This window comes from Streptomyces sp. GESEQ-35 (assembly GCF_017948485.1).
Lineage (GTDB): Bacteria > Actinomycetota > Actinomycetes > Streptomycetales > Streptomycetaceae > Streptomyces.
Genome location: NZ_JAFFSX010000030.1, coordinates 138,908 through 151,256, shown reverse-complemented (window position 1 = coordinate 151,256; position 12,349 = coordinate 138,908). Strand labels below are relative to the sequence as shown.

Sequence of the window (12,349 nt, the reverse complement as noted above, 5' to 3'; positions counted from 1 at the left end):
TTCGGGGCTTGCTGTCAGGGCCGGGTCCAGCGACACGGGCCGCCCGGGCCCGCGAGAAGCGGAGGCAATGAATCGCGGGGGGGGGCTCGCGGAGACGCAAATAAAGCCCCCCCGCTCCACGTTCACACGTACGAGGGGTCGTACGTGGGTCAGACCTCCACCACGACCGGGAGGATCATCGGCCTCCGGCGGTAGGTGTCCGAGACCCACTTGCCCAGCGTGCGTCGGATGAGTTGCTGGAGCTGGTGGGGCTCCACGACGCCGTCCTGGGCGGAGCGCTCCAGGACTTCCGTGACCTTCGGGAGGACGTCGCTGAACGCCGAGTCCTCGATGCCGGAGCCACGGGCCTGGACGTGCGGTCCCGCCGTGATCTTGCCGGTCGACGAGTCGATGACGACGAAGACCGAGATGATGCCCTCGTCGCCGAGGATCTTGCGGTCCTTGAGGGCGGGCTCGCCCACGTCGCCGACGGAGAGGCCGTCGACGTACACGTAACCCGCCTGGACCTTTCCGGAGATCTTGGCCTTGCCCTCGATGAGGTCGACCACGACGCCGTCCTCAGCGATGACGATGCGGTCGTGCGGGACGCCGGTCAGGGCGCCCAGTTCAGCGTTGGCGCGCAGGTGGCGCCATTCGCCGTGCACCGGCATCAGGTTCTTCGGGCGGCAGATGTTGTAGAAGTACAGGAGCTCGCCCGCGGACGCGTGGCCCGAGACGTGCACCTTGGCGTTGCCCTTGTGGATGACGTTCGCACCCCAGCGGGTGAGGCCGTTGATCACGCGGTAGACCGCGTTCTCGTTGCCGGGGATGAGCGACGACGCCAGGATCACCGTGTCGCCGTCGACGATGCGGATCTGGTGATCCCTGTTCGCCATCCTCGACAGGGCCGCCATGGGCTCGCCCTGTGAGCCCGTGCAGACCAGCACGATCTCGTCGTCAGGGAGGTCGTCGAGCGTCTTGACGTCGACGACCAGGCCGGGCGGGACCTTTAGGTAACCCAGGTCCCGTGCGATGCCCATGTTGCGGACCATCGAACGGCCGACGAAGGCGACGCGGCGGCCGTATTCGTGGGCCGCGTCCAGAATCTGCTGGATGCGGTGGACGTGGCTGGCGAAGCTCGCCACGATGATCCGCTTGCGGGCGGTTCCGAAGACCTGGCGCAGCACGTTCGAGATGTCGCGCTCGGGCGGGACGAAACCCGGGACCTCGGCGTTCGTCGAGTCCGAGAGGAGAAGGTCGATCCCCTCCTCGCTCAGACGTGAGAACGCGTGCAGATCCGTGAGGCGGCCGTCCAGCGGGAGCTGGTCCATCTTGAAGTCGCCGGTGTGGACCACCATGCCGGCCGGGGTGCGGATGGCCACGGCCAGGGCGTCCGGGATGGAGTGGTTGACCGCGACGAACTCGCAGTCGAAGGGACCGATGCGTTCACGGTGTCCCTCCGCCACCTCCAGGGTGTACGGGCGGATGCGGTGCTCCTGGAGCTTGGCCTCGATGAGCGCGAGGGTCAGCTTGGAGCCGATCAGCGGGATGTCGGCCTTCTCGCGGAGCAGGAAGGGCACACCCCCGATGTGGTCCTCGTGGCCGTGGGTGAGGACGATGCCGTCGATGTCGTCGAGGCGGTCTCTGATGGATGAGAAGTCGGGCAGGATCAGGTCGATTCCGGGCTGCTCCTCCTCGGGGAAGAGCACTCCGCAGTCGACGATCAGCAGACGGCCGCCGTACTCGAAGACCGTCATGTTCCGGCCGATCTCGCCGAGGCCGCCGAGCGGGGTGACCCGTAGACCGCCTTCGGTGAGCGGCGGGGGCGTACCGAGTTCAGGATGCGGATGACTCAAAAGACTCTCCTCACCACACGCGCCACGTACCGGTGGGGCACGTGGCGCGCGTGACGTTCGTGCAGTAGCAGTTGTCGTTGTGGGGCGCAGGCACCGGTGGCCCGCTTATTCAGTTGTGAAGTCTGTTGCGCGAAGCATCGCGCGAAGTCTGGTGCTAGAGCTGTACCCCGCCGGCGGCAAGATCGATCTTGAGTTGCTCGATCTCCTCTGGAGCGAGCTCGACCATGGGCGCGCGCAGCGGTCCGGCGGGCAGGCCCTGAAGGGCGAGCGCGGCCTTGGTGGTCATGACGCCCTGGGTGCGGAACATACCCGTGTAGACCGGGAGCAGCTTCTGGTGGATCTCGGTCGCCTTCTGGACGTCGCCCGCGGTGTACGCATCGACCAGGGCACGCAGCTCCGGCGTGACCACATGGCCGACCACGGAGACGAAACCGACGGCGCCCACGGAGAGCAGCGGCAGGTTCAGCATGTCGTCGCCGGAGTACCAGGCGAGGCCGGAGCGGGCGATGGCCCAGCTGGCGCGGCCGAGGTCGCCCTTGGCGTCCTTGTTGGCGACGATGCGCGGGTGCTCGGCGAGGCGGACCAGCGTCTCGGTGTTGATCGGGACGCCGCTGCGGCCGGGGATGTCGTAGAGCATGACCGGCAGCTCGGTGGCGTCGGCGATGGCCGTGAAGTGCCGGTAGAGGCCTTCCTGCGGGGGCTTGTTGTAGTACGGCGTCACGACCAGGAGGCCGTGCGCGCCCGTCTCCTCGGCCGCGCGGGCGAGCTCGAGGCTGTGGTGGGTGTCGTTGGTGCCGACGCCGGCGACGACGTGGGCCCGGTCTCCGACCGCCTGGAGGACGGCTCGTACGAGATCCTTTTTCTCCGCATTGCTGGTGGTGGGTGACTCGCCGGTGGTGCCGTTGATGATCAGGCCGTCGTTGCCTGCGTCCACCAGATGGGAAGCGAGCCGCTGCGCGCCGTCGAGGTCGAGTGCGCCGTCCGCCGTGAAGGGCGTGACCATGGCGGTGAGGACCCGCCCGAAGGGGGTCTGCGGAGTGGAGGTCGGAGCCATGGGTAACACGCTACTCGCTGCTCAAGGCGGGGTCTGCCCTCGGGATAGGCGACAAGTCATGACAAAGGTGGAGCCCGGCACTGCCTGCTCGGGGGTTCAGGCAGTGCCGGGTCCGTTTGATCAGGCTAGATGAACTTCTCCGAATGCCGCAATACGGACACTTCGCCCTGCCGCCCCGTACATCTGTGCCCGACAGGGAAGCAGGCGTGCGCTACGGCGCGACACGGCCGTTGGCGTTGAAGGCGGCGTAGGTGAGCGGCATGAGCTTGGCCCACTCCGCCTCCATCCTCTCGCCGACCATCTCGATCTCGCGCTGCGGGAAGGACGGGACCCTCGCCAGTTCGTGCTGGGTGCGCAGGCCGAGGAAGTGCATCAGCGAGCGGGCGTTGCAAGTGGCGTACATGGAAGAGAACAGGCCGACAGGGAGGACCGCGCGGGCCACTTCGCGGGCCACGCCGGCGGCGAGCATCTCCTGGTAGGCCTCGTACGCCTGCCGGTACGAGTCCTCCATCACTCGGCCGACCAGCTCCTGCTGGGCCTGGGTGCCCTCCACGAAGACGTACTTGCCGGGGCGGCCCTCCTGGACGAGCTTGCGGGACTCGTCGGGGACGTAGAAGACCGGCTGGAGCTCCCGGTACCGGCCCGACTCCTCGTTGTACGACCAGCCCACGCGGTGGCGCATGAACTCGCGGAAGACGAAGATCGGGGCGCTGATGAAGAACGTCATGGAGTTGTGCTCGAAGGGGCTGCCGTGCCGGTCCCGCATCAGGTAGTTGATCAGGCCCTTGGAGCGCTCGGGGTCCTTGCCCATCTCTTCCAGGGACTGCTCGCCGATGGTCGAGACGCGGGCGGCGAAGAGCACATCGGCGTCGGACGCGGTGTGTTTGACCAGCTCGACGGTGACGTCACCGCGGAAGCTGGGCTTGAGGTCGTCGGCGGGAGTGTCGGTCACGGCTCGGAGGGTCCTTCCATCACGTCTCTCGGGCGGCGTCCACTCTACGGCCCGGTACTGACAACGGGGCGTTCGGTGCCGGGCCGCGACATTCAGCCGCGAACGCTGCCGAACTTCTGCGAACTTCTGCGAAGTCTGGGAAATCGGGCACCTTTTGGGGTGATCGCTCGTCTGTCTTGATGACAGCGATTCGTTCGATCCCTGAGAGCCCCAAAGCGGCCAGGGTTCCTGAGAGGAGAGGTACCTCTGATGTTTCGTCGGCGCGAACCCGTCCCGTTCGCCTTCCTCGCCGAGGCCGACAGGTATCGCGGCAATGTCACTCCCCCACCGCGCGAGCGGGCGTCCGCGGGACAGCTGGCCGGGCGCTGGCTGCTGGGCTTCACCATCGTGGCCGGGCTGGTCGGTTCCCTGGTCCTCGGGATGCCGGCGCTGTCCCAGGACCAGTCGTCGACGCAGACCGAGCAGTCCCAGGCGTCCAACGGGCGCTGACTCCATCCGGACCCCAAGGGTGGTGAGCCGGGGCACCGCTCGATAGCCTCACCGGGCACAGCCCATGCATGGATTGAGTGAGGACCAGCCGTGCCCCTGCCCTTCCTGACGGCCGACCACGTATACGAGGCGGCGGACGATGTCGCGCTGCCGTTCGACGACCGTGACCGCTGGCGGCGCCCCTACCGTCCCGGGCCCTGGCGGGTGGGCGTGGCGGCGATGCTGCTGCTGCTCGCCTCGTTCGTACTGTTCGCGGCGGTCATCATCGCGTTCACCGGCACGCTCACCGAGTCCGGGGTGATCTTCGGTATCGCGCTGGCCGCGATCGTGGCCGCCCTGCGGATGCTGCGCATGGGCGTCTGGGTGAGCGCGCACGGGCTGCGTCGAGTGGGCTTCCTCGGCACACGTACGGTGACCTGGGACCGGCTCGTCGCCGTACGGACGGTGCAGCAGCCGGTGCGCTGGCTCGGACTGCCGCGCACGGTGCAGGGGCAGGCCCTGACCGTCGTACGCCAGGGGCGCGCTCCTGAGGACGAGCAGCCGCTGCTGACGACGCACAACGCCGACTTCCTGGCACGGCCGGAGGCGTTCGAGCGGGCGGCGGACACGATTGAGGCGTGGGCTGCGGAGGCGCTCCGCTAGGAGCAACGTGAGAATCTGCGGGCCAGTGGGGGCTGGTCGCGCCCACGCGGCGGAGCCGCATATCGATACAGCCCCGCGCCCCTTCGGGGCGCTCCTCAGCGCGCCGTCTCCCTCAGCGTGATCGCCCGCTGCATCGCCTTGCGGGCGCGGGGGGTGTCGCGCGCGTCGTGGTAGGCGACGGCGAGGCGGAACCAGCTGCGCCAGTCGTCGGGGGCGGCCTCTGTCTCGGCCTTGCGTTTGGCGAAGACCTCGTCGGCGGAGTCGCGGTCGATGCGGCCACCGGGGGTGCGCTTCAGCTCGTCGACGGGCAGGCCGCCCTCGGCGTCGAGTTCGGCGGCGAGCCGGTTGGCCTTACGGACGAACTCGGTGTTCTTCCAGAGGAACCACACGCCGATCACCGGCAGGATCAGCACCGCGATGCCGAAGGTGACGGTCAGGACCGTGCCGGCCTGTATGAGCATGACGCCGCGGCTGCCGACCAGGACGAAGTAGACGACCAGGACGGCAGCCGTGACGGCATAGGTGATTTTCGCGCCCATGACGGTCAGCCGAGGTCCAGGAAGTGTTCCAGGCCGAAGGTGAGGCCCGGAGTGGTCACCACGCGGCGGGCGCCGAGCAGGATGCCCGGCATGAAGCTGCTGTGGTGGAGCGAGTCGTGGCGAACGGTCAGCGTCTCGCCCTCGCCGCCCAGCAGCACCTCCTGGTGGGCGAGCAGGCCACGCATGCGGATGGCGTGGACCGGGATCCCGTCGACACTGGCACCGCGCGCGCCCCCCAGGGCCGTCACCGTGGCGTCCGGCGCCGGGGCGGAACCAGCCTTCGCCCGCGCCTCCGCGATGAGCTGGGCCGTGCGGGTGGCCGTGCCGCTGGGGGCGTCCACCTTGTTCGGGTGGTGCAGCTCGACGACCTCGACCGACTCGAAGTAGGGCGCGGCGATCTGCGCGAACTTCATCGTCAGGACCGCCCCGATGGAGAAGTTGGGCGCGATGAGCACGCCCGTCTCCGGGGACTGGGCCAGCCAGCCCTTGAGCTGCGCGAGGCGCTCCTCGGTCCAGCCGGTCGTCCCGACGACGGCGTGGATGCCGTGCCGTACACAGAAGTCGAGGTTGCCCATCACCGAAGCCGGCGTGGTCAGTTCGACGGCGACCTGGGCGCCGGTCTCGGCCAGCGTCTCCAGCTTGTCGCCCCGGCTGAGGGCGGCGACCAGCTCCATGTCCTCGGCGGCCTCGACCGCTCGTACCGCCTCGGCTCCGATCCGGCCCTTGGCGCCGAGGACCGCCACGCGCAGCTTGCTCATGTTCTTGCTTCCTTCGGGACTACAGGAGGGGACTTACGCGACCGCTTCGTGCAGACGGGACGCCTGTTTGTCCTTCAGCGGGCCGATGACCGACAGCGAGGGCCGCTGTCCCAGGATGTCGCGGGCGACCGCGCGGACGTCATCCGGGGTGACCGAGGCTATGCGGGCCAGCATGTCGTCGACGGACATCTGCTCGCCCCAGCACAGTTCGCTCTTGCCGATACGGTTCATCAGCGCGCCCGTGTCCTCCAGGCCGAGCACCGTGGAGCCGCGGAGCTGGCCGATGGCACGGTCGATCTCGTCCTCGGGCAGGCCGTGTTCGGCGACCTGGTCGAGTTCGTCGCGGCAGATCTTCAGCACGTCGTGCACCTGGGACGGGCGGCAGCCCGCGTACACGCCGAAGAGGCCGCAGTCGGCGAAGCCGGACGTGTACGAGTACACGCTGTAGGCCAGGCCGCGCTTTTCACGGACCTCCTGGAAGAGCCGGGACGACATACCGCCGCCGAGCGCGGTGTTCAGCACGCCGAGCGCCCATCGGCGTTCGTCCGTGCGGGCGAGGCCCGGCATACCGAGGACGATATGAGCCTGCTCCGTCTTGCGGCCGATCAGCTCGACGCGCCCGGCGGTACGCAGAGCCCGGCGGCCCTCACGCGGCGCGAAGGGCGTGGCGTCGACGTTCTTGAAGGCGCCCGACTTCTCGAAGGCCGCACGGACCTGTCGTACGACCTTGTTGTGGTCGATGTTGCCCGCGGCCGCGACCACGAGGTGGGTCGGGTCGTAGTGCTTCTTGTAGAAGCGGCGGATGCGGTCGGCGGTGAGGGCGTTGACCGTGTCGACCGTGCCGAGGACGGGGCGGCCGAGGGGGTTGTCGCCGAACATCGTGTGCGCGAACAGGTCGTGCACACAGTCGCCCGGGTCGTCCTCGGTCATCGCGATCTCTTCGAGGATGGCGCCCCGCTCGACGTTGACGTCCTCTTCGAGGATGAGGGAGCCCGTGAGCATGTCGCAGACGACGTCGATGGCGAGCGGCAGGTCGGCGTCGAGCACGCGCGCGTAGTAGCACGTGTACTCCTTGGCGGTGAACGCGTTCATCTCGCCGCCGACCGCGTCGATGGCGGAGGAGATGTCCAGCGCGGACCTGCGGGTCGTCCCCTTGAAGAGGAGGTGCTCCAGATAGTGCGTGGCGCCGTTCAGGGACGGCGTCTCGTCGCGGGAGCCGACGTGCGCCCAGATACCGAAGGTCGCGGAGCGCACGGACGGGAGGGTCTCGGTGACGATCCGGAGGCCTCCGGGGAGGGTGGTCTTACGGACCGTACCGATGCCGTTGACGCCCTTGATCAGGGTTTGGGTACGGGCGACGGCCCGCGCCTCCGAAGAGGTGCGGGCCGTCGCCGTGGAGCTGCTCGACGTCACTGGTCGGTGTCGACCTTCGTGTCGTCCTTCGTGTCGCCCTTGTCGTCGCCCTCTTCACCCTCGATGACCGGGATGAGGGAGAGCTTGCCGCGGGAGTCGATCTCGGCGATCTCGACCTGGACCTTGGCGCCCACGCCGAGGACGTCCTCGACGTTCTCCACGCGCTTGCCGCCGGCCAGCTTGCGGATCTGCGAGATGTGCAGCAGACCGTCCTTGCCCGGGAGCAGGGACACGAACGCGCCGAAGGTCGTGGTCTTGACGACCGTACCCAGGTAGCGCTCGCCGACCTCCGGCATGGTCGGGTTGGCGATGCCGTTGATCGTGGCGCGGGCGGCCTCGGCCTGCGAGCCGACCTGGGCACCGATGTAGATGGTGCCGTCGTCCTCGATCGTGATCTCGGCGCCGGTGTCCTCCTGGATCTGGTTGATCATCTTGCCCTTGGGGCCGATGACCTCGCCGATCTTGTCCACGGGGATCTTGACGGTGATGATCCGCGGGGCGTTCGGGGACATCTCGTCCGGCGTGTCGATCGCTTCCATCATCACGTCGAGGATGTGGAGGCGGGCGTCACGGGCCTGCTTCAGGGCCGCGGCCAGGACGGAGGCCGGGATGCCGTCCAGCTTGGTGTCGAGCTGGAGGGCGGTCACGAACTCCTTGGTGCCGGCGACCTTGAAGTCCATGTCGCCGAAGGCGTCCTCCGCACCGAGGATGTCGGTGAGGGTGACGTAGTGCGTCTCGCCGTCGATCTCCTGGGAGATCAGACCCATGGCGATACCGGCGACCGGGGCCTTCAGCGGCACACCGGCGTTCAGCAGCGACATGGTCGAGGCGCAGACCGAGCCCATGGAGGTCGAGCCGTTCGAGCTGAGCGCCTCGGACACCTGGCGGATCGCGTAGGGGAACTCCTCACGCGTCGGCAGGACCGGGACCAGGGCGCGCTCGGCGAGAGCGCCGTGGCCGATCTCGCGGCGCTTCGGGGAGCCGACGCGGCCGGTCTCGCCGGTGGAGTACGGCGGGAAGTTGTAGTTGTGCATGTAGCGCTTGCGGGTCACCGGCGAAAGGGTGTCCAGCTGCTGCTCCATCCGGAGCATGTTGAGGGTGGTGACGCCCAGGATCTGGGTCTCGCCACGCTCGAACACGGCGGAACCGTGCACCCGCGGGATGGCCTCGACCTCGGCGGCGAGCGTACGGATGTCCGTGACGCCACGCCCGTCGATGCGCTTCTTCTCCTTGATGACGCGCTCACGGACCAGGGACTTGGTCAGCGAGCGGTACGCGGCGGAGATCTCCTTCTCGCGGCCCTCGAACTCCGGCAGGAGCTTCTCGGCGGCGAGCGTCTTCACGCGGTCCAGCTCGGCCTCGCGCTCCTGCTTGCCGACGATGGTGAGCGCCTGGGCGAGCTCCGGCTTGACGGCGCCGGTGAGGGCCTCCAGGACGTCGTCCTGGTAGTCGAGGAAGATCGGGAACTCGCCGGTCGGCTTGGCGGCCTTCGCGGCGAGGTCGGCCTGGGCCTTGCAGAGCACCTTGATGAAGGGCTTCGCGGCGTCCAGACCGGCGGCGACGACTTCCTCGGTCGGCGCCTCGACGCCGCCCTTGACCAGCTGGATGGTCTTGTCGGTGGCCTCGGCCTCGACCATCATGATCGCGACGTCGCCGTCCTCCAGGGTGCGGCCCGCGACCACCATGTCGAAGACGGCGTCCTCGAGCTCGGTGTGCGTCGGGAACGCGACCCACTGGCCGTTGATCAGCGCGACGCGGACGCCGCCGATCGGGCCGGAGAAGGGCAGACCGGCCAGCTGCGTGGACGCGGAGGCGGCGTTGATCGCCACGACGTCGTACAGGTGGTCGGGGTTGAGCGCCATGATCGTGGCGACGACCTGGATCTCGTTGCGCAGGCCCTTCTTGAAGGACGGGCGCAGCGGGCGGTCGATGAGGCGGCAGGTGAGGATGGCGTCCTCGGACGGCCGGCCCTCACGGCGGAAGAAGGAACCGGGGATCTTCCCGGCCGCGTACATCCGCTCCTCGACGTCCACCGTCAGCGGGAAGAAGTCGAGCTGGTCCTTGGGGTTCTTGGAGGCGGTGGTGGCCGACAGCACCATGGTGTCGTCGTCCAGATACGCCACGGCGGAGCCGGCGGCCTGCTTGGCCAGGCGGCCCGTCTCGAAGCGGATGGTGCGGGTGCCGAAGGAGCCGTTGTCGATGACGGCCTCGGCGTAGTGGGTCTCGTTCTCCACTAGCGTTTTCTCCGTTACTTGTCGTCTTTTGTCCCGTGGCTGCCCGTGTGGCAGGGGGACGGTGGCGGAGAAGCGCTCCGTCTGGTGCGGGCCGGTCTTCGATCGAAGCACCCGGGGCTCTCATTCGCCCGGGGGCCACTACCGAGGACCGGCGGCGGCGAGGCGCGCTTCTCCTCTATTTCCTGTCGTGCTGTGTCGTGCGTATTGCGTTGTGCTACCACAGTACAAAGCGTGTGTGACACTCCGCACGTTTCCGCACGTACGGCAAAGGGAGCGGCCCCCGATCGTCTCGGGAACCGCTCCCTTCACGGCGTCTTACTTGGCGCCCGCCGCACCGCGACGGATGCCGAGGCGGTCGACCAGCGCACGGAAGCGCTGGATGTCCTTCTTGGCCAGGTACTGGAGCAGCCGGCGGCGCTGACCGACCAGGATCAGCAGACCACGACGGGAGTGGTGGTCGTGCTTGTGGGTCTTGAGGTGCTCGGTCAGGTCCGAGATACGGCGCGAGAGCATCGCGACCTGGACCTCGGGGGAGCCGGTGTCGCCTTCCTTCTGACCGAACTCGGTGATGATCTGCTTCTTCGTAGCGGCGTCGAGCGACACGCGTACTCCTCGTAGTCTGTAAAGGGCCACCGAGTGCCCCCGGTCCACTTCTCGGGGGAGCTTCCGTTACTCGGGAGGCGGGATCCGCTGGGCGCGGCCTTCGGGGCCTGGGGCTCCGGGGGTGCGTACACGAGCGGTCGTCACACAGCGTACCAGCCCACCAGCACGCTCTTGACAGGCGTCCTTCCGCCGGTCAGACGCCGCCGCGGACCTTGCCGTAGACGTCGAGGACGGCCAGGCAGATCGGGATCAGGGAGAGCAGTACCAGCGAGTCCGCGAGATCCAGCATGCGGCCCCAGAAAGGCGAGAGCCCCTTCTGCGGCACGATCAGAGCGATCGCGATCAGGACCAGGACTCCGCCGCCGACCGAGGCCGCAAGCCACAGGGTCCGTACGTCGACCGGACCGGAGTTGCCCTGGAGCAGTTCGGCGATGATGCCGGCCGGCGGTGAGATCGCGAGGCCGAGGACCAGCAGACCCAGCGTGACGACACCGGCGACGAACAGGCAGGTGACCTGGGCGGTGTACCGGAAGAGACGCGCCCGCAGCATCGCGGCGAGGCCGGTGCACAGGGCCAGCAGCTGGGCCCAGCTCCCGTCGCTGAAGCCGAGCACCGCGCCGCCCGCGCCGACGATGACGGCGGCACAGCCGCCGACCAGTCCGAGCAGCAGCTCGTGGCCCCGGCTGGTCCGGGCGACGATGCGCTGGACGTCGACGGCTTCGAGGTCGCCCTCCTGGCCCTCGCGGCGGGCCCGGGCCAGGTCCTCCGGGTTGCGGAAGCCGATCGGCAACTTGGCGAAGCGGGCCGACCAGCCGGGCAGGAAGCCGACGACCGCCAGGGCGACGACCGAGGTGCCTGCGGCGATCTCACTCGGCTTCGCTTCGGTGAGCACACCGCAGAACACGGCGAGCGTGCCGATCGCGGCGGCCAGCGCGGCGGCCACGAACGGAGCGTCTCCCTGCGGCAACAGCATGATCAGCACGACCGAGACGAGGAGTACGGCGACGCAGCCGACCAGGAACTGGAGCCGGCCGGGGCCCTCGCCCGCGTCCTGGGGAAGGACGCCGGAGCCCGCGATGAGCGCGTGCGGCAGGGCCGAGACGCCGAGCGCGACGGCGGAACCGCGGTCGTCGTACACCCGGGCTCGGATACCGGAGAGGGTCGTCAGGGCCAGTGCGACCACGCCGGCGAGGATGCCCTGGAGGCCGTGCATGTCGTGCCGTACCGGATCCGCGAACCAGAAGACGAAGCCGAGCATGATCAGCAGAAGCGCACCGGAGACGAGACCGGCCAGCCGCATCAGGTTGTCGTTCCAGCTGCGGAGGTCCTGCTTGACCGCGGCGGCGATCGCGTCCACCACGTCGTCGTGAACCGCCGGCGGCAGTGAATCGGCGAAGGTGCGCAGCAGCAGCACCTCGCCGTCCCTGACCCGGTGCTCCAGCAACGAACGGCTCGCGTCGAGGACCTGGCCCTCGCGCCGTACGAGGTGGTAGCCGGCGGGATCGCTGTCCGGCTGGACCAGGCCCGAGAGCCTGACGATCTCAGGAAAGAGGTCCTGGATCGGCAGATCCTCCGGCAGCGCCACATCGACCCGACTGTCGGGCGCTGCGATCGTGATTCGGCAGAAACCCGTCGATGTCCCCGTGCTCACCTGGTACTTCCCCCTGCTGGACAACGCTTCCTCGCGCCGCTCGTACGACGCGGAGCGCCACCTTATCCATTGCAACGGGGGGCGCGCCGCCCACCTCCCCGGTTTCCTCCCCGTGCCCCCTCGGCATCTCCATCCTCCTGACTCGCTGGCGCCCTCGGCGCATCAGTAGGATCGTCGCT

At 68.6% G+C, this 12,349-nt stretch carries 11 protein-coding genes; 2 read left to right on the top strand and 9 right to left on the bottom strand.

Annotated elements, in window-relative coordinates; genetic code table 11:
- Nucleotides 1-149: 149 nt before the first annotated feature.
- The 3 genes from KCH87_RS40480 to thyX form a co-directional block, all read right to left on the bottom strand.
- Nucleotides 150-1,835, bottom strand: coding sequence for a ribonuclease J (locus tag KCH87_RS40480; protein ID WP_210592901.1), 1,686 nt, complete (start codon nucleotides 1,833-1,835; stop codon nucleotides 150-152).
- 154 nt (nucleotides 1,836-1,989) lie between these two features.
- The gene (gene dapA / locus KCH87_RS40475) at nucleotides 1,990-2,889 is read right to left on the bottom strand and encodes a 4-hydroxy-tetrahydrodipicolinate synthase (RefSeq protein ID WP_210592900.1); all 900 of its coding nucleotides are present in this window, start codon (nucleotides 2,887-2,889) and stop codon (nucleotides 1,990-1,992) included.
- A gap of 211 nt (nucleotides 2,890-3,100) precedes the next feature.
- Nucleotides 3,101-3,841: an FAD-dependent thymidylate synthase gene (thyX, locus tag KCH87_RS40470; RefSeq protein WP_210592899.1), complete on the bottom strand. Its 741-nt coding sequence runs from the start codon at nucleotides 3,839-3,841 to the stop codon at nucleotides 3,101-3,103.
- Between the two features lie 249 nt (nucleotides 3,842-4,090).
- Here thyX and KCH87_RS40465 point away from each other — a divergent pair, with 249 nt between their 5' ends.
- Nucleotides 4,091-4,330, top strand: a complete 240-nt coding sequence (locus KCH87_RS40465; RefSeq protein WP_210592898.1) for a hypothetical protein — start codon at nucleotides 4,091-4,093, stop codon at nucleotides 4,328-4,330.
- A 90-nt stretch (nucleotides 4,331-4,420) separates the two neighbouring features.
- Nucleotides 4,421-4,972 (top strand): hypothetical protein, encoded by a 552-nt coding sequence (locus KCH87_RS40460; protein WP_210592897.1) that lies wholly within the window; start codon nucleotides 4,421-4,423, stop codon nucleotides 4,970-4,972.
- A 95-nt stretch (nucleotides 4,973-5,067) separates the two neighbouring features.
- On the opposite strand, the gene KCH87_RS40455 is transcribed toward KCH87_RS40460, so the two are convergent.
- The 6 genes from KCH87_RS40455 to eccD form a co-directional block, all read right to left on the bottom strand.
- Nucleotides 5,068-5,511, bottom strand: coding sequence for a hypothetical protein (locus KCH87_RS40455; RefSeq protein WP_210592896.1), 444 nt, complete (start codon nucleotides 5,509-5,511; stop codon nucleotides 5,068-5,070).
- 5 nt (nucleotides 5,512-5,516) lie between these two features.
- Nucleotides 5,517-6,269 (bottom strand): 4-hydroxy-tetrahydrodipicolinate reductase, encoded by a 753-nt coding sequence (gene dapB, locus KCH87_RS40450; RefSeq protein ID WP_210592895.1) that lies wholly within the window; start codon nucleotides 6,267-6,269, stop codon nucleotides 5,517-5,519.
- Nucleotides 6,270-6,302: 33 nt separating this feature from the next.
- The gene (locus KCH87_RS40445) at nucleotides 6,303-7,682 is read right to left on the bottom strand and encodes a pitrilysin family protein (RefSeq protein WP_210592894.1); all 1,380 of its coding nucleotides are present in this window, start codon (nucleotides 7,680-7,682) and stop codon (nucleotides 6,303-6,305) included.
- The gene (locus tag KCH87_RS40440; RefSeq protein WP_210592893.1) at nucleotides 7,679-9,916 is read right to left on the bottom strand and encodes a polyribonucleotide nucleotidyltransferase; all 2,238 of its coding nucleotides are present in this window, start codon (nucleotides 9,914-9,916) and stop codon (nucleotides 7,679-7,681) included. The genes KCH87_RS40445 and KCH87_RS40440 overlap by 4 nt, the downstream gene beginning before the upstream one ends.
- A gap of 315 nt (nucleotides 9,917-10,231) precedes the next feature.
- Nucleotides 10,232-10,519 (bottom strand): 30S ribosomal protein S15, encoded by a 288-nt coding sequence (gene rpsO / locus KCH87_RS40435; protein WP_030945091.1) that lies wholly within the window; start codon nucleotides 10,517-10,519, stop codon nucleotides 10,232-10,234.
- 193 nt (nucleotides 10,520-10,712) lie between these two features.
- Nucleotides 10,713-12,170: a type VII secretion integral membrane protein EccD gene (eccD, locus tag KCH87_RS40430; RefSeq protein ID WP_210592892.1), complete on the bottom strand. Its 1,458-nt coding sequence runs from the start codon at nucleotides 12,168-12,170 to the stop codon at nucleotides 10,713-10,715.
- Nucleotides 12,171-12,349: the final 179 nt, after the last annotated feature.

Coding starts and splice junctions, on each gene's coding strand:
- dapA (WP_210592900.1), bottom strand. CDS start 2,889: ATGGCTCCGACCTCCACTCCGCAGACCCCCTTCGGGCGGGTCCTCACC.
- KCH87_RS40465 (WP_210592898.1), top strand. CDS start 4,091: ATGTTTCGTCGGCGCGAACCCGTCCCGTTCGCCTTCCTCGCCGAGGCC.
- KCH87_RS40455 (WP_210592896.1), bottom strand. CDS start 5,511: ATGGGCGCGAAAATCACCTATGCCGTCACGGCTGCCGTCCTGGTCGTC.
- dapB (WP_210592895.1), bottom strand. CDS start 6,269: ATGAGCAAGCTGCGCGTGGCGGTCCTCGGCGCCAAGGGCCGGATCGGA.